This window comes from Nitrospira sp. Kam-Ns4a (assembly GCF_965152595.1).
The window spans coordinates 1,187,292-1,203,956 of the sequence record NZ_OZ224218.1 but is presented as its reverse complement, the minus strand read 5'-3'; the positions used below and the strand labels follow the sequence as shown (position 1 = coordinate 1,203,956).

Sequence of the window (16,665 nt, the reverse complement as noted above, 5' to 3'; positions counted from 1 at the left end):
CGTCACCGGTTCGGCTGCGGCGTGTAGCGCAGATAGGGCTTGACCGCCCGGAATCCCTTCGGGAAGAGCTTCTTGGCCTCGTCGTCGGACACGGCCGGCGTGATGATGCAGTCCTCGCCCTGCTTCCAGTTCGCCGGCGTCGCGACCTTGTAGTTCGCGGTGAGCTGGAGCGAGTCCACCACGCGGAGCAGCTCGTCGAAGTTGCGGCCGGTGGAAGCCGGGTAGGTGAGCATCAGCTTGATCTTCTTGTCCGGCCCAATGACGAAGACCGAGCGCACGGTCATGTTGTCGAGCGCGTTCGGGTGGATCATGTCGTAGAGCTGGGCGATCTTGCGCTCCGGGTCCGCGATCAACGGGAAGTTGACCGTGCAGTTCTGGGTCTCGTTGATGTCGTTGATCCAGCCCTTGTGGGCATCCAGCGGATCCACGCTGATCGCGATGCACTTGACGTTCCGCTTCTTGAACTCGGGCATGATCTTGGCCATCGTGCCCAGCTCCGTTGTGCAGACCGGCGTGAAGTCCTTGGGATGGGAGAACAGGATCCCCCAGCTGTCTCCCAGCCACTCGTGGAAGTTGATTGTCCCTTCGGTGGTCTCCGCCGTGAAGTTCGGCGCTTCATCTCCGAGACGCAGTGCCATGGTCCTCTCCTTTCGTTATGTCGTTGGTCGTTTGCTCGGGGTGGGTAAGGCAATCTTCAGAGAGAGCGGACAGCGCTAGCATACTGCGTCTGGGAAGGCCTGTTCAACCAGGAACCGAACGTGTCCAGGTCGGAGGTGCGAGCTGCCGGAAGCAAAGACTCTGCCACTCCGGCTGACTGTAACAATTGGAGGGAAAGCCGCGCACGTGACTATATGTTGGGTGGTGGGGCCCGGCTTCCACTTCGGCTGCGACTTCGGCCGGGTCTTCCCTCAGGGACGCAGGGGCCGATCGGTGAGCGCCTGGTAGGCCTGGCTGACCGACCCGACCGGCGAGACCTGGAGCATGAAGGGCGTAGACCAGTCGCCGTCCGCAGGGTCGAGTGCATCCGGCACGATCACCCGTTGCAGGTGCGCCTGGTTTGCCGCGTCCACCTTGAGCGAGAGGGAGCCGACGGGGGCGATGCGCCCGTCGGGGGTGACGGTGCCGGTGAGCACGCGGCCTGGCGCGACAGAGTCGCCTTTGGCCAACGCGATCACGCTCAGGCCCACCATCGCCGAGAGGCTTTCGCCATACACCGTGAGTCCCGGCTCGGGGACGGACAGGACGACGGTCCAGGAGTCTGGGGAGAGCCCGGCGGCTTGGGCCGATCGGTAGATCGCCTGCTTCACGGCTGTCTGGGCCATCGGGGAGAACCGGCCCGGCCAGCTTCGGAAGAGCAGCGCCAGGCCGGTGTGGTCGTCCCGCTGGTCGAACGAGAGGATCAGGTTCGCGACCGTCCCGGTCGGCTTCGCATCGGTCCCAACGGTCACGCCGACGATCGGGATCAGGAGCTCGCGATGGACGGGCAGACCGGCGTCGGCTGGGGCCCAGGCGAGGAGGATGGCCAGGCCTGCCACAAACGAAAGCGCCCGCAGCCGCTGGACGAGAGGGGAACTGGTCCGTGCCGTGCGCATACGTTCAGCGCTCCCTGGTCTCGGCGGTCCCGAGGAGGGCCGCACCCTCCGCTTCAGCCTCGATCAAGGTCGGGCGGCCGTGATGGTCGCCCGCCTCCCGGAATGACGTGTGACGCTTGCGGGTCGCGGGGAGAATGCCGTCGTACACCGTCCGGGCGGCCTCTGACCACCGGTCGTTGAACGGACGACCCTGGAACGCCGCTTCCGCCGCCTTCAGCTCATCCGCGGTGAGGCTGCGGAGCCGAATGGGCGGGCTGCTTGTCTGTCTCACGTCTCCCCTCCTCACTTTTGAGGCGTCTGTCGGCTCAGCGTCAGCGGGAGCAATAACCACGAACAAAGCGGTTAGCACGAACTGTGCCTGGATGGCTCCGCACAGCCTCCCAGAAGATTATGCAGAGGTTTTGGTTTATTTTTCTGTCGCTTGGACATCACGGCCTGATCCACGTGAGCAGCCAGCGGCGGCTCCGTCTGCTTCCCCGTTGTTGCAAGCTGCCACATTGTGTGGCTGTCTTTGACAATACCTGAGGTTGGGTGGCAGAGGCAAGCCTTCTCGTCGGGGAGCGGGCTGTCCCCGCAGCCGCGGGGGCGCGGGGTCAGTGCCGCCGGGGCTGGCGCGCCCGCCTGCTCACTAGCGACGGCGCAACTGCAGCTCGCCCTTCTGGACGTCCAGCGTGACGACGAACTTGTCAAGGAAGGTCAGCCCGAGCAGGCCGTCAATGCCGGTCGGAGCGTCGGGGAGATCATGGATCACAGCCAACACGTCCCGAGCCTCCGCCTCGCCGACCAACACGGAGCCGATCCGTACCACGTCCGCTCGGACCTGCCCCCCGACCGTGTTCAGCGTCACGGTCGGGTTGGCGGAGGACGGGAATAGCCCGAGATCCAGCGCGATGGCGTGCGAGAGGATGGTGATATCCGCGCCGGTGTCCAGAATGAGCGTTGCCTCCCGCGTCCCGTTCAGCCGGACCTGCACGATCAGGGACTTCCCCGAGCGGGCGATCGGCACGCGGGCCAGGCCGGGCTCGGAGGCGCGGCCGTCCGCGCGGTCTTCGGAGGCGTCGCCTTGGCGTGGGGGCTGCGCCGCGGGCTCAGGGGGGGGGGACGCGGCGGGGGACGTCCTCGGGCAAGCGCGGCGGACTGGGCGGGGGTGTGGCCCGCTCGCCGTCGAGAAGGACGCACTCATCCAACTGCGAGGGGGTGTCGGTGAAGATCGGCCGGCCGGAGGCGTCCACACAATAGTAGGTGGCGGGCCAAGCCGGACTTGCGGACAGGCCGACGGAGAGCCAGATTATGAGCCTCAAGGCCAGCACCTGTCTCACCCCAAGCGTCACGCAGCACCTCGTGCTGGTCGGAACCGCGCTATTCTACCGCATTGCCCGGCGGAACGCCTCCTCCCTCAATGAGGGTGGCAAGGGGCGGGAATCGTGCTGGTGCGCCGCGTCTTCCTGAAGACGCGCCCTCCAGATTCACGTTAGAAGGGCCCACCCCGACAAAAGGTAGGGCGCGAGGCGGCTCCGAGGTGAGAGGGTGCGGAACCATGACCTGGCTGGCGGCCTCTGCATCCGCGCGCGGCTCCGCCGTCACTGCGCCGGTGACGTTCTGGCGACCTCCTTCGAAAGGCACCCGACTCTCCGCGACTGGGATGGCCTTGCCCCTTGACCGGCGGAGCCGAACCCTCTAGGCTTGGGCCGTTTCCCGGCGGGCGTTCGCCGGAACCCGACCTGGAGGGCCCCCTGTGCCGCCTCAATCGGACGCGCTTGGCACGGTTCTCGTCGTGGACGACGACGCGGCGATGCGCGCGCTGCTGAAGGATGTCCTCGCGGACCGCGGCCATCAGGTGGCGGTCGCCGAGGGCGGCCGGGAGGCGCTCAAACAGCTTCAGGAGCAGGACTACGAGGTGGTGCTGACGGACCTCCGCATGCGGGACCTGCAGGGGATCGAGCTGCTGGCCGAGATCAAACGTGTCTTCCCCGACACCAACGTGATCATCATGACCGCGTTCGGCTCGGTCGAGAGCGCGGTCGAGGCCATGAAGCAGGGCGCCTATGACTACGTGACCAAGCCGATCAAGACCGAGGAGCTGCTGCTGGTCGTAGAGCGGGCCGTGCGCGAAGCGGCGCTCCGCCGGGAGGTCGCGCGCCTGCGGAAGGAGGTCTCCCGTGAATACAGCTTCCACCAGATCCTGGGCAAGAGCAAGCCGATGCGGGAGGTCTTCGACCTCATCCGGCGAGTGGCCGACAGCGCGACCAACGTGCTCATCACCGGGGAGAGCGGGACCGGCAAGGAGCTGGTGGCCAAGGCGATCCATTACAACAGCGGCCGGCGGGACGCGCCCTTCGTGCCGGTGAACTGCGCGGCGATTCCGGAGGCGCTGCTCGAGAGCGAACTGTTCGGGCACATCAAGGGTGCGTTCACCGACGCCAAGACCGACAAGCGGGGCCTCTTCGAGGAGGCGAACGGTGGCACCCTGTTCCTCGATGAGATCAGCGAGCTGCCGCTCATGCTCCAGGCGAAGCTGTTGCGCGCGATCCAGGAGCGCGAGATCCGGCGGGTGGGGGCCACCAAGTCCGTCCCTGTGGACCTCCGGATCATCGCCGCGACCAACCTCTCGCTGGCCGACGAGGTGAAGCAGAAGCGTTTCCGCGAGGATCTCTACTATCGGCTGAACGTGATCGAGATCCGCCTTCCCCCACTCCGGGAGCGTCGGGAAGACATCCCGCTTCTGGTCGAGGCCTTCCTCCGCAAGTGCGCCGAGTCGAGCCAGAAGCCCGTGCAGGGGATCAGCGAGTCGGCCCTCGCGCTGCTCGTGGACTACGCCTGGCCGGGTAACGTCCGCGAGCTGGAGAACGTGATCGAGCGCGCGGTCACCCTCGCCCGCGGCGAGAAGGTCGTCGCCGAGGACCTGCCGCCGGCGGTCCAGGGCTCGCGCGGGGAGCGTCAGGTGATTGACGAGGCCGCGGAGCGGACGCTACCCCTCCAGGAGGTGGAGCGCGAATACATTCTCCGTATCCTGGACAAGACCGGCGGGAACAAGCACCAGGCAGCCCAGATTCTCGGCATTGACCGTAAGACTCTCTACCGCAAACTGGCGGAGATCGAAGGGAAGCCGGGGCCCTAGCTGCCTTGGCGGGGCCCTGCCCTCTTGTTTAAAGAACCGGCTGGCCGGAGCCGCGCGATTGGTGTCGTCCGGGAGGCGCGCGTCCGTGCCGGTCCCCTACAGAGCGAACTCCCGCATGAGACAGGTTCCCTGGGCGCTCGCCGCCGCGATCTTCGCGCTCGACGCCTTCATCCCGGCCGGCGTCGCCATCGGCAGCCTCTACGTCATTCCGCTCCTGCTGGCCTGCGCCTGGTGGGCCGAGCGCCGGTCGTTCCTGGTGTTGGCCGGGCTCTGCACGGGCCTGATCCTGGTTGGGGCGGTCGTGAAGCCGAGCGGGGTGCCAGCGGCGGTGTTCGCGGCCAACCGCTTCCTGACGCTTGCCGTGTTCTGGACGACCGCCGCCCTCTGCCTCCGGCGGTACCGGTCCGAGCAGGGACGTCGGTTTTCGGAAGATCAGCTCGGCGGGATTCTCAACTCGGCGATGGATGCGATCATCACAGTGGACGAGGAGCAGCGCGTGACGCTGTTCAATCCAGCCGCCGAGCAGATGTTCGGCTGGCCGGCCGCCGAGGCGCTCGGCCAGCCGCTCGACCGCTTCATCCCGGCGCGGTTTCGCGAGGCGCATCGGGAGCACATCCGGCGGTTCGGCGAAACGAACGTCACCAACCGCCGCATGGGGGCGCTGGGGCAGGTCGTCGGCCTGCGCGCGAACGGGGAGGAGTTTCCCGTCGAGGCGGCGATCTCGCAGCTCGTGGCGAACGGCGAGAAATTCTACACCGTCGTCCTCCGGGACATCACCCGGCGGGTCCAGGCCGAGCAGGCGCTGCAGCGCGAGCGGGACTTCATCGCGGCAGTGCTGGACACGGCTGGGGCGCTCGTCGTCGTGCTGGACCTGGAGGGGCGGATCCTGCGCTTCAACCGGGCCTGCGAGCGGGTCACCGGCTACACCTTCGATGAGGTCAAGGGCCGGCCGTTCTGGGAGGTTCTCCTGCCTCCGGATGGGGTCGAACCGGCCCTGGCCGTCTTCGAGGCGCTCAAGGGGGAGACTGCGACGAATCAGTTCGAGAGCGACTGGGTGACCAAAGACGGGCGTCGGCGGCGGATCGCCTGGGCCAACACGCACCTCCTGAACGATCGGGCTGAGGTCGAATACGTCATCGCGACGGGCCTGGACATCACCGACATGAAGCAGATTGAGCGCCAGCTCCGCCAAACCGAGCGGCTCGCCGAGCTGGGCACCCTGGCCTCCGGCATGGCCCACGAGATCGGGACACCGATGAACGTGATTCTCGGCCGTGCCGAGTATTTGATGAACCGCACCCAGGAAGAAGCCACGAAGCGGGGACTCGAGACGATCATTGCCCAAGTGGAGCGGATCACGAAGATCATGAACCAACTCCTGGCCTTCGCCCGGCGGCGGCCGGCCGAGCGGCGGCCGCTGGACTTGCGGAAGACGGTCGCCGACTGTCTGGAGGTGGTCCAGGAGCGATTCCGGCGGCACGCCATCCAGGTCGAGACCAGCTTCCAGGAGGACCTGCCCGCCGTCGCGGCTGACAGCGACCAGATGAGCCAGGTGCTGTTGAATCTGGTGATCAATGCCATCCACGCCATGCCCGAGGGGGGCACGCTCCGGATCGCGCTGGCGCGGACCGGTGACGCGGTCACGGTCACGGTGGCCGACACGGGCCACGGCATCCCGAAGGAAGACCTGCCGAAGATCTTCATTCCCTTCTTCACGACCAAGGAAACAGGGAAGGGCACGGGCCTCGGCCTCACTGTCGTGCACGGGATCATCCAGGAGCACGGCGGAACCATTGCGGTGGACAGCGAGCCGGGTCGCGGCACGACGTTCACTATTTCGCTCCCGCTGAGCGGCGGCGCCGACGCGGCGACGCGGTGAGGGGCGACACGGTGATCGTTGAGTTCGCCCCGGCACCTTGTCTCCGTGTCCCCGCGTCGCTCGCAGGGAGACTGTAGCATCTTGCGCCAGGTCCGGGTGGCCAGTGGGGTCTTTCTCGCCAGTCCCGAGAGCCCCGACCGTGGGCGGCGATTGCGACTAGGTCGGAACCTGTTGATAATGAAAGGCAACTCTCCGCATTCCCCATCTGCAGCGGGCATGTGATTTGCTCACAGCACAGTAGCACAAGTTTAATCCGCGATTCGGTTCACAGAAGGAGACTGTCGCGGTGAACACTTCGGTGAACGTGCCAGGGCAAGCGGGAACGCAAGCCAAGCCGGCCGTGATCCTGCTCGTGGAGGACGACCAGGCGATGCGCAGCCTGCTCTGCGACGAGCTGTGGGACATGGGGTGCCGGATCGTGGAGGCGGCCGATGGGCATGCGGCGCTGCAACGGCTTACGGATTCTCCCCCCGACCTGATCATCACGGATCTGCGGATGCCGGCCGGTGGCCTCGACTACGTGCATCGGCTGAGGGTGCTCGCACCGACCTGCCCGATCATTCTGATGACCGCCTTCGGCGATGCGACGACCAAGTCAGCCGCGCTCCAAGCCGGGGTCGCCGCCTACTTCGACAAGCCCGTGCGGATCGGCGAGCTGAAGGCGACCATCAGACGACTGCTGGCGCAGCCGTAACTCGGGCCGAGCTGCCCCTCCCACCCTGACCGGGGGCCCGCTCCCTGTTCCGGATGAGCCCGTGCTCCCGGAGCCGTGAGGGGAGCCCGTCAGCTCAAGATCAGCCAGCGGGCCTCTATTAACAAGCTCAAGGGCCTCCAGGCCCAGCTTCTTCCTCCCCCGCCCCCGGCTGCAATTCTTGCGGTTGTCTGCTGCGGCACATCTGCAGTCCTGTCGGGTCCCTTACGGGCACCTCGCGTAACGTGTTGATCCGTTGGCTCCGCTCCCTCTGAGTCACGGCAAGCACGACTCTTGCTTCTTCATTCTCGCAAAGGGCCGGAGTGGGAGGCGCGGAAGGAGGGCGCTGGAGCTGTGAAGCCGATCGTCTGCGCGAGCTGCGGGAAATCGGTCACCATGGCCGTGTGGGATAAGCGGAGCGAGCGCCTGTTCTGCGTCGGCTGCGCCCCTTCCTTGGATCCCGCCGCATCGGCGAGAGGTGTGAGGCTCGGCAATGGGCTTGGGACGCGCCAGCGGCGCCTGGCCGCTCCGGACGAAGGAGGGTCGGATGATGGATGAGGGCGGCGAGGTCTCGTTGGAGCCGCCGGATCGGCCGTGCGAATGGTGCGGCCGGCTCTCGCCGCGGCTCTGGTTCGACGCGGCGATCCAGTTGCTCGTCTGTCCGTCGTGCAGCCGGCCTGGCGGGAGCGATCACGAGCTGCCCCCGGCGCCGTCCCCGGTCTTCCCAGACCAGCCAGGAGCGTCCGGTCCATGGATGCCCACGAGCAGTACCAGGCTTGGCTCGATGAGAAGGAACGGGAGCTGCGCTGGCTGATCGAGCGCCGGACCGCCAGCCTCGAGATTCGCTATTACCTGCTCTTCCTGCTCATCGCGAACCATCGCTATGCGAAGGCGCTCCGGATGTGCCGGGAGATTCTTGCCCTGCGCCCGGATGACCACATGGCCCTCACCTGGTCCTGCCGGTTGGTCCAGCGGGTCGCGGGCGCGCGGCGCCGGAAGAGGCGCAGGCCGAACCCGATCCGCCGGTGGCGGGGTTCGTGCCGGGAACCGTGGTAGCGAGCCGGGACCCTCAGCCGCCGGGAGGTGCTCCCAGACTCGGGCTAGCGAGGGGTCTCGCGGTGGGAGGCGCTCCCGCTTCGTCGTTCGGGAGACCCGGGAGGTTTGTCCGGATTCGGGCCCACGAGCAGCCGGTTGCCGCAAATCAGGCAGCGCCACCAGTGAAGCCGAGCGGGATGAAAGGCGGGCTCGCACCAGACGTCCCGTTCGAGCACCATCAATCCTCCGCACCGCTGGCAAGTCATGGGAGCCCTCCGTGGTGATCGGGTGCGGGGCGCCGGCCGGATGGCCCGTGCGAGCCGCGGTCGGCAGGAGGGGCGAGACCACCCGGCCGAGGGAGATGCAGGGTCCGCAGGATCGCGCCGCCCCCTTGCTTGATGAACTGGACGTGGACCCAATCCCCGATGACGAGGTCGGAGATGGTGAGACGTTCCCCTCCGGCCAGAATCTCGGTGTCGGCGGTGAGGCTGAATTGACGGGTTCGCTTGCGGCGATGGCCGGACGGCTGAATGGCGACCAGCTTGTGAACAAGGTCAAGGGAGACCAGGGTGCCCTGCAGCTTATAAACTCTCGGCAAGGAACTGGGCTGGTCCGCTTCGCCGATCACGGGGGAACCTCCGGGGCAAACGGGCATCACACCCTATGCCTCAAGCAAAGGCTATGCCGGTCAGCCGGACGCTCGGGCCGGGCGTCCAGAAGCTCCCCGAGACGCTCATCCCTGCCTGGTTTGCGCCTGCACGCGGCGAAGCCCGGACCGGCAGCAGTCCCCGGATACCAGCCGCTGGAGGGCTCGCCGCACCGCCGGTTCGGCTCGAGCCTGCAATCTTTGCGGAGCCGCCAGCCTGCGTGAGAGTCCTCTGGCGCGGACTCGCCGGCTTTGCGACGAAAGGCTTTGCGGGAACGGAGCGGCATCAGAATTGCTGTGGGAGCCTTGCGGCTGGTGCGGAGGGTGTCTACCGGAGCAAGCGAGCTCGTCAATGGCCTTCCTGATCGCCGATACGCGGGGGGACAGCCTGGCCCGGCGCGTCCGCCGGCTCTGGGACATCCTGGATGGGCTGATGCTCGATCAAGGGGAGGTCCGGGCGGACGTGGAGAAGGCCGTCGTGCTGGACCAGATGGAACAGGGCCGGATCCCGGAGGTCGTGCGGGCGCTGGTCTCGGCGTCGCGCCGTAATCCCCTGTGGTTACCGGGGTACCTCCTGGCGGCCGAGATCTACCAGGAGGCCGAGGCGACGGACCAGGCGGTGGAGACGCTTCAGGCGGGCCTGCGGGTGTGCCGAACCGTCTTGCGGCTCCTCATGGCCCAACTGTGCGAAGCCGCTCTCGGCGGACCGGAGCACCGGATCATCCAGCACCGCCTGTCCGTGCGCGCAGCGCACATGCGGCGCTACGAGGCCATGCTCCGGCGCCAAGTGGCTGCGATCTTGATCAAGGCCGAGCGGTTCGACGAGGCCCTGGGGTGGCTGTCCGATGGCGGGTCGGGATGAGAGCGGGAATGAGCGAACGGAAAGGGCCACGAGCATGAGGAACGGATCACCAGACGAAGGGAACGGGCCCCGCTGCTGCGACCGCTGCGGGCGGCGCGCACGGGAGCTGTTCTTCGATGACCTCAGCTTCCGGAACCTCTGTCGCGAGTGCCGGCTGGCTCTGGAGACCCGGCGGCGCGCACTCGAACGGTCGAGCCCGACGGAGGGCTGACCCGTCGCTGACCGCCGGCGACCCGGCCCGGGCGGCCCCGTGTTTTTCCGGGCACGCCGGTGTATGATGAGCCGGCGTGGGTCCGGCGCCCAAGGAGGGCTGATTCGACCGATGTTCCGCCCAGTCCCAGAACCGACGTGGTTTCAACTAGTCCCGGTGCGGCTGATCGCGTCGGTGCTGGTGATCCTCGCGGTCGCCGTGTCCGTGCTGCTGCTGTTCAGCCTCGAGCACGAGAACTTCGTGGTCCACGGGCTGACGGAAGGCAAGGCCATCCCGACCGGACTCTTCCCGGCCCTCTGGCAATCTCGGCGCGACCTCATCGCGATCGCCATCCTGTTGTTCCTGGTGAGCGCCGTCGGCATCGCCGCGGTCATCACCTTCCTGCATTACGGCAACACCCGGCGCACCCTCGAAGAGGTTAAGGGACTGGCCCGTAACATTCTGGAGCGGATTCCGACGGGGATCCTCACCGTCAACCAGCACGGGCTCATCACCGCCGTCAATCCCACGGCCGAGGGGATCGTGGGGCGGCCAGCAGACAGACTCCTGGGCCACACGTACGAGGCGGTCTTCCCGGAAGGGGATGCGATTCGCACGGTCCTGGAGGCCGCCCTCCGCGGGCACCACCATGTCCAGCACCAGGACCTGCCCTACGAGGGAACGAATGGGACGCCGCGCATGATTCGGGTGAGCAGCGTCGAATTGACGGGCGACCAAGGGGCCCCCACCGGCGTGATTCTGCAAGCGCAAGATGTGACCGATTGGCTGGCGCTGGAGCGGCGCGTCCGGGTGGCGGAAAAGCTCGCCGCCCTGCACACGCTCTCCGCCGGCGTCGCGCACGAACTCCGGAATCCGTTGAGCGCGCTGGACCTGAACCTCCATCTTCTTGAGGAGGAACTCGCCAGCCAGGGCCAGTTGTCGCCGCGGACCGCGACCTACCTGGACGTGCTCAGCGCGGAGACCCGCCGGCTGACCGGGATTCTGGATAATTTCCTCAAGTTTGCCCGGCCCGGGACGATTCGGCTCGAACGGGTGGACGTGCGGGCCCTGGTGGCACACGTGGCGTCGCTGCTCCAGTATGAGGCGAAGGAACACGGCGTCGAGCTTCAGATTGCGCCGGCTGGCGAGCCGGCCGCGGTGCTGGGGGATGACACGCAAATTAGCCAAGTCCTGGTCAACATCGTGGTGAACGCGCTGCACGCGATGCCGAATGGCGGCACCTGCACGATCACTGTGACGGGCCGGCAGGCCGGCGGCCGGGACTGGGTCGAGATCGTGGTACGGGATACGGGGGTTGGCATCAAGCCGGAGGAGCTAGCCCGGCTCTTCGAACCGTTCTATACCACCAAGGCGACCGGGACCGGCCTGGGCCTCGCGATCGCCTATCGGATCGTCCACGATCACGGCGGCACCATCGAGGTGGAGAGCCAACCGGGAACCGGCACCACGGTGGTGGTGCGGCTGCCGGCCTGCATGGCGGCTCCCGTTGAGGCGGTGAACCCATGACGCCCCGGGCGACCCTGCTGGTCGTTGAGGACGAGGTCAATATCCGCAACGCGCTGGTGACCATGCTGGAGAAGATGGGGTATGAGGCGCGGGCGGTAGGCACCGGCGACGAAGCCGTCCGGCTCATGGAAGAGACCCGCGTGGACATGGTCATCACGGACCTCAAGATGCCCGGCATGGGTGGCCTGGAGTTGATCCGCCACGTGAAGGCGGCCCATCCCGAAACCGAAGTGGTCGTCATGACGGCGTATGGCTCGGTCGAGTCGGCCGTCGAGGCGATGCGGCTCGGCGCCTACGACTACCTCTGCAAGCCCATTGACCGGGTGCGCTTTCCCGTGATCGTGGAGAAGGCGCTGGAACGCCATTTCCTGGCGCTGGAAAACCGGCACCTGCGGGACCGGTTGGCGACGCGGGCCCGCTTTGACGAGATGGTCGGCGACAGCGAGCCGATGCAGCAGGTCCTGAACCTCGTGGAGATGGTGGCGGACAGCCACGTCACCGTGCTCATCGTCGGCGAGAGCGGCACCGGCAAGGAGTTGGTGGCCCGCGCGATCCACCATAAAAGCGCCCGGTCCGGGGGCCCGTTCATCACCGTCAACTGCGGGGCGCTGCCGGAGAACCTGCTCGAGAGCGAGTTGTTCGGCTACGAGAAGGGGGCGTTCACGGGGGCGGTCATGACGAAAGCCGGCCGGTTTGAACTGGCCGACGGCGGGACACTGTTCCTCGACGAGATCGGAGAGCTGTCGTTGAAGTCCCAGGTGGATTTCCTCCGGGTGTTGGAGACCAAAGAATTCCGGCGCTTGGGCGGCACGAAGGTCGTGAAGGTGGACGCGCGCATCATCGCCGCCACCAACCGGAATCTGGAAGCCGCCGTCAAGGAGGGCACTTTCCGGGAGGACCTCTACTACCGGCTCAACGTCATTCCGATCAAGCTCCCGCCGCTCCGGGACCGGGCGGATGACATTCCGCTGATGGTCGAGCGCTTCCTCACGGAATTCGCCGCGCAGCACCAGCGCCCGCGCCAAGAGGTCTCCCCGGAAGCGATGCGCCTGTTCCGGCTCTATGCCTGGCCAGGCAATATCCGCCAGCTCCGGAATGTCATCGAGCGGCTCGTGGTGACCGTCCCTGAGCCCACGATCCGGCCACACCATCTTCCGGAGGAAATCCAGAACAGCCGCGAGGACGTCCGCACGATGGTGATTCGGTTGGGGACTCCGCTCGAGGACATCGAACGGGAAGTCATCCGCCGGACGTTGGCCGAGGTGACCGCCCACCGAGAACAGGCGGCGAAACTGCTGGGGATCAGTCCGAGAACCCTCCAGTACAAGATCAAGGAATATGGCATCCGCAACTGACCCTCCCAGGAGCCCGCTGAGCGTCTGGTGCTCCCTGTGACGCCCTGCCAGATCGGCCCTTTGGCCCGCCACCCGCAAGAATTGCAGGCTTCTCTCCTTCCAATCGCGGCGGCTATCCTCTTTGACGCTCGGCGAAAGTCGGACAGCTCTGCCACGAGGTGCCTGGCCTCGTGCTGCAATCTTTGCAGAACACGACGTGCCGGACAGGTTCCAGCGAGGCCTGCTCCGCGGCGGTCCCTTCCGTCATCCGCCTAACCTCTTCATTCTTCACGCATCATTTCGAAGTTCCGAATTGACGCCGACCTTGGCATCGCCTGTGCTAGAGACATCTCCCCATTGCGAAGCCGGATGACGAGGCCGAGGGCTGTTGACGGAGCAGCGGCGGTGGACATCCATGGGCATGCCGGGTTCCGACTGAGCGTCTTCGGGCTCGTGATGCTCGTTGCCGGTTGCGCGCAACCGCCGGTGGAGGCGTTTGAGGCGACGCAGAAAGCGATCGAGATCGCCCGGGCGGCTGGCGCGCCCGAATACGCGAAAGAGGAGTTTGCCAGGCTCGAGGAGTCGTTCAACCGGGCCAAGGAGGAGTTGGCCGATCAAGAACGGGTCTTTCCCGTCTTCCGGTCCTACAGAAAGGCCGACCGCCTGTTGAGCCAGGTCAGGCGGGACGCCCTCCACGTCATTGACAAGGCCGGTGCCAAGAAGGAGGAGGCTCGGGACCGGGCCAGGAAGCAGGTGCAGGCGCTCCATGCATTCCTGGAGTCGGCCCAGGACCGGCTGGCCGCCGCGGCCGCCGTGGGCATGGCCGATCAGTTGGGTGAGGTCAAGGCCGACCTTGACGGAGTGACGGCCAGCGTCCATGCCATCGAGGGCCTGATCAGCCAAGGCCGCTATCTGGACGCGGAGCGCCGAGCCCAGGCGATCACGGCGACCGTGGAGGCCGTCACCGGTAACGTCCTGCTCGCCGTCGAGCGGGCCAAGCGACAGGCGCCTCCGCTCAGGAGGTACGCTCGTGGCTCTCGCGGGGGACGGTCCTGAATTTCGACATGCGCCACCGGTCCGGTGCCCTCACTGTCGCCGGCGGGTGCTGGCGCTCTGGTTTGACTCGGCCACGAACGGGATGGTGTGTGGCCGGTGCCACCAGGCCCTGATCGAACTGCGGAAGGATCAGCTGGCGTTGCTGGTCAAAAGGAGAACGGATGATCGCAGACAGTCCCAGCCGCACGGAACGCCTCATTGACGTCGGGCCCATCGGGTTTCACCCGCCCTCGGCCATGGAGTTGGGCGTGACCATTCCCGATTCCGGGGCGGGCCTGCTCTACGGGCGCGAGGCCCCGGAAGACCGGGTGATCAGAGAGGCGGCCCGCCAGATGTTCACGCGCGCCAATCCCACGATGTTCCCCGGCCCACTCTACCTCTGGGCCTGGCATCCGGACTGGATCGCCAAGGGGCAGGCCCTGCTCCGGCTGGCGGCGGAAATCCCCGGGGTCATGATCATCCCGATGCCGGACTACCGGCCGAAATACCCGAAGATTGACCCCGAAGAAGGCATCAACCCGAATCACCCGAATCTCACGATCTGGCACAACAAGATCGAGGTCGCGCTGTTCATCGGGATCCATTGTCACTATGCGAACCTGGCCCTGCGGATGGTGCGCGCCGGCACGAACTGTCTCACGATCGCGTTCTGTCACGACATCCATGAGGATGCCATGCTCAGCGTCCAGGACCTCGACGTTCGCAAGCTCGACCAGATCATCGAGATCTTCCGCGCCGTCCGCACCGAGCTTGGGGTCCCCATGCCGGCGGACGGCAAAACGATTCGGCTGACCGGTGCGCAGCGCCGGGCCAACCACGGGGCGGAACGAGTCGCCCCGGTGGCCTAACCGGGGTCGGCGCGACCACCGCCACGAGCCAGGATCAGAGGAGGGACGACCATGGCGACCAAGAAAAAGGCGGCGACAAAGAAGGCGAGCAAAGGGCGGGCATCCGGGAAAAAGCGAAAGCGGTAACGACATGGCCGAAGGGAGCACGCGCGTGATGGAAGTGATTCTCATTCCTCTGCCGCGCGGCCGGCACGCCCTCGTCCAATTCGACCCGCGAACCGGCCGCGTCACCACGAACCATGCGGGCCTCTACGCGACCGCCTTTCAACAGGGCGTCACGGATTTCGACGGGACGCACCGGCGGCCCTCTGACGGACGGGCCTTCCTCTCTGCGCTGTACGATCACCTCTTCTTGCACGGCTACCGCGTCCAGTGGCTGAAGGGTGGCGCGGCCTCCTCTCGCCGAGCCAAGCGTCCGGAGTGAGCGTCTCGCCCAATGGCCCCCTTGACAGCATGGCTTCCTGTCCGATCCGAGCGGATTCCGGACCTCGTCGTCACGCTGGCGGGCGCGGGGCCGGCAGGGCTGGCAGCCGGGGCGACGACCCTCGAGGAAATCCTCAGCGGGCAGGGATATCGGGTGATGGGCGGGCGCGGTCCCGACCGGGGCCGCACGGCCTCGGTGCGGCTGCGGGTCTCGACGGAGCCGATCAGTTCCCTGGGAGCCGGGTGCGATGTGGTGGTCTGTGTGGATCGGCATGGGCTGCAGGCGGCGGGGCGCGCCGTGCAGCCCGGCGGCGTGCTCGTGTGCGAGCCAGACACCTGGTCACCCACGGCGGGGCCGCCGCCAGGCGTCGTGGCGTATGGGGTCCCGTTTCGCAAGCTACGCCGACAATGCGGCTTCGCCTTCGACGGCAGGGGGCTCATCGCGGCGGGAGTCCTGACTCATCTGCTGGGCATCCCCGAGGCGTCGGCCTGGGATCGAGTCCGGCCCCGCGTCGGCCTCCGCTACTTTGCCGCCGGGCTGCGCTTTGCGGCGGCGCACTTAGAGAAGCGGGATATCCTGGGGCTCCCTGCTCTGGCCGAACCGGTCCGGCAGGTCCTCCTCACCGCGCGTCAGGCGCAACGACTGGCTCTTGGGCTTGGGCGCTGCGAATGCGGGAACACGTGCCAGGAGGCCCTGGACCGCTCGCCGGCAGTCTGGCTGGAGCGGCACCTCAAGCAGCTCTGGGCAGCGCCCCCGGCTGCCCCGTGGTGTGGCGTGTCCGTCCTGCGAGGCTGGGGAGAGATGGACCGCGACGTCGGGGTGGTGCTCGGAGTCACGGATCCCACAAGCGTGGTTGTCGGCGGGACCGGTCGGCCGTCACTCGTGGTGGTGGCGGGCTCGCTAAAGGATGTGCTCGGGCTGACAGCGGCGGCGCGTCGCGCGAGTCGGGCCAGGGGCGAGGCGGTCTGGGTCGTCGCCGACCGGCTTTTGACCGACCGGCAGGAGAGCCTGCCGGTCCAACAGCTCCTCGCCCTGGTGGAGGAGGCGTCACGCACGGATCCCCACGCGTCGGGCGACCCGGTGGAGGACCGGGTGCTCGAGGGAGACGAAGACTGGGAGCCCGGTGCGGAGGTTGGCTACGTAACCTGGGGAGCGGCCCAGGGGGTGGTCCGGGAAGCCGTTACCCTGTGCCGAAGCTTCGGCCTCAAGGTCGCGGCCCTGTACCCCAAGGTGCTCTGGCCCGTGCCGGAGCGGGCGCTGACCGCGTTCGCTGGACGAGTGGCCCGCCTGGTCGTGGTCGAGCCGGACCGGGCGGGGCGCTATACGCGCCTGATCCGGCAGTGGACCGCGATCCCGGTCTCCAGCGTGGCGCCGGCGCCAGGAGAGGAACTGACGCCTCTGGATCTGTTCCTTCGCGAGGATTTGGGCGTCTAACGACGATCGGCAGGAACCAAGGAGCGACG

17 protein-coding genes are annotated in these 16,665 nt (G+C 67.1%); 11 read left to right on the top strand and 6 right to left on the bottom strand.

Annotation, left to right across the window (positions count from 1 at the left end):
- Nucleotides 1–2: 2 nt before the first annotated feature.
- The 5 genes from ACWHYQ_RS05985 to ACWHYQ_RS05965 all read right to left on the bottom strand — a co-directional run bounded on the left by ACWHYQ_RS05985 (nucleotide 3) and on the right by ACWHYQ_RS05965 (nucleotide 2,902).
- Nucleotides 3–638, bottom strand: a complete 636-nt coding sequence (locus ACWHYQ_RS05985; RefSeq protein ID WP_447974816.1) for a peroxiredoxin — start codon at nucleotides 636–638, stop codon at nucleotides 3–5.
- A 270-nt stretch (nucleotides 639–908) separates the two neighbouring features.
- Nucleotides 909–1,592, bottom strand: a complete 684-nt coding sequence (locus ACWHYQ_RS05980) for a S16 family serine protease (protein WP_447974815.1) — start codon at nucleotides 1,590–1,592, stop codon at nucleotides 909–911.
- Nucleotides 1,593–1,596: 4 nt separating this feature from the next.
- Entirely contained in the window at nucleotides 1,597–1,863 is a 267-nt protein-coding gene (locus tag ACWHYQ_RS05975) for a hypothetical protein (protein WP_447974814.1), read from the bottom strand.
- 357 nt (nucleotides 1,864–2,220) lie between these two features.
- A complete protein-coding gene (locus ACWHYQ_RS05970) occupies nucleotides 2,221–2,598 on the bottom strand; it encodes a retropepsin-like aspartic protease family protein (RefSeq protein ID WP_447974813.1) in 378 nt (125 codons plus the stop codon).
- An 82-nt stretch (nucleotides 2,599–2,680) separates the two neighbouring features.
- Nucleotides 2,681–2,902, bottom strand: coding sequence for a DUF4124 domain-containing protein (locus ACWHYQ_RS05965; protein WP_447975529.1), 222 nt, complete (start codon nucleotides 2,900–2,902; stop codon nucleotides 2,681–2,683).
- Nucleotides 2,903–3,327: 425 nt separating this feature from the next.
- On the opposite strand from ACWHYQ_RS05965, the gene ACWHYQ_RS05960 reads away from it, so the two are divergent.
- The 4 genes from ACWHYQ_RS05960 (at nucleotide 3,328) to ACWHYQ_RS05945 (ending at nucleotide 8,336) form a co-directional block, all read left to right on the top strand.
- Nucleotides 3,328–4,710 (top strand): sigma-54-dependent transcriptional regulator, encoded by a 1,383-nt coding sequence (locus ACWHYQ_RS05960; RefSeq protein WP_447974812.1) that lies wholly within the window; start codon nucleotides 3,328–3,330, stop codon nucleotides 4,708–4,710.
- Nucleotides 4,711–4,825: 115 nt separating this feature from the next.
- Nucleotides 4,826–6,589 (top strand): PAS domain-containing sensor histidine kinase, encoded by a 1,764-nt coding sequence (locus tag ACWHYQ_RS05955; RefSeq protein ID WP_447974811.1) that lies wholly within the window; start codon nucleotides 4,826–4,828, stop codon nucleotides 6,587–6,589.
- 286 nt (nucleotides 6,590–6,875) lie between these two features.
- On the top strand, nucleotides 6,876–7,283 hold the full coding sequence (locus ACWHYQ_RS05950) for a response regulator (RefSeq protein ID WP_447974810.1): 408 nt from the start codon (nucleotides 6,876–6,878) through the stop codon (nucleotides 7,281–7,283).
- Nucleotides 7,284–8,030: 747 nt separating this feature from the next.
- On the top strand, nucleotides 8,031–8,336 hold the full coding sequence (locus ACWHYQ_RS05945; RefSeq protein ID WP_447974809.1) for a hypothetical protein: 306 nt from the start codon (nucleotides 8,031–8,033) through the stop codon (nucleotides 8,334–8,336).
- Between the two features lie 241 nt (nucleotides 8,337–8,577).
- On the opposite strand, the gene ACWHYQ_RS05940 is transcribed toward ACWHYQ_RS05945, so the two are convergent.
- Nucleotides 8,578–8,943: a hypothetical protein gene (locus tag ACWHYQ_RS05940; RefSeq protein WP_447974808.1), complete on the bottom strand. Its 366-nt coding sequence runs from the start codon at nucleotides 8,941–8,943 to the stop codon at nucleotides 8,578–8,580.
- A gap of 370 nt (nucleotides 8,944–9,313) precedes the next feature.
- Here ACWHYQ_RS05940 and ACWHYQ_RS05935 point away from each other — a divergent pair, with 370 nt between their 5' ends.
- From ACWHYQ_RS05935 to ACWHYQ_RS05905, 7 genes are all read left to right on the top strand, one after another.
- Entirely contained in the window at nucleotides 9,314–9,823 is a 510-nt protein-coding gene (locus ACWHYQ_RS05935; protein WP_447974807.1) for a hypothetical protein, read from the top strand.
- A 322-nt stretch (nucleotides 9,824–10,145) separates the two neighbouring features.
- Nucleotides 10,146–11,540, top strand: coding sequence for a two-component system sensor histidine kinase NtrB (locus tag ACWHYQ_RS05930; protein WP_447974806.1), 1,395 nt, complete (start codon nucleotides 10,146–10,148; stop codon nucleotides 11,538–11,540).
- Nucleotides 11,537–12,895, top strand: a complete 1,359-nt coding sequence (locus ACWHYQ_RS05925; protein ID WP_447974805.1) for a sigma-54-dependent transcriptional regulator — start codon at nucleotides 11,537–11,539, stop codon at nucleotides 12,893–12,895. Before ACWHYQ_RS05930 ends, ACWHYQ_RS05925 begins: the two co-directional genes overlap by 4 nt.
- A gap of 348 nt (nucleotides 12,896–13,243) precedes the next feature.
- On the top strand, nucleotides 13,244–13,930 hold the full coding sequence (locus ACWHYQ_RS05920) for a hypothetical protein (RefSeq protein ID WP_447974804.1): 687 nt from the start codon (nucleotides 13,244–13,246) through the stop codon (nucleotides 13,928–13,930).
- Between the two features lie 161 nt (nucleotides 13,931–14,091).
- Complete coding sequence (locus tag ACWHYQ_RS05915) at nucleotides 14,092–14,778, top strand: carbon monoxide dehydrogenase beta subunit family protein (RefSeq protein WP_447974803.1); 687 nt, start codon at nucleotides 14,092–14,094, stop codon at nucleotides 14,776–14,778.
- A gap of 151 nt (nucleotides 14,779–14,929) precedes the next feature.
- Nucleotides 14,930–15,202, top strand: a complete 273-nt coding sequence (locus tag ACWHYQ_RS05910) for a hypothetical protein (protein ID WP_447974802.1) — start codon at nucleotides 14,930–14,932, stop codon at nucleotides 15,200–15,202.
- 12 nt (nucleotides 15,203–15,214) lie between these two features.
- Nucleotides 15,215–16,636 (top strand): 2-oxoacid:acceptor oxidoreductase family protein, encoded by a 1,422-nt coding sequence (locus ACWHYQ_RS05905; RefSeq protein WP_447974801.1) that lies wholly within the window; start codon nucleotides 15,215–15,217, stop codon nucleotides 16,634–16,636.
- The last annotated feature ends 29 nt before the right edge of the window (nucleotides 16,637–16,665 follow it).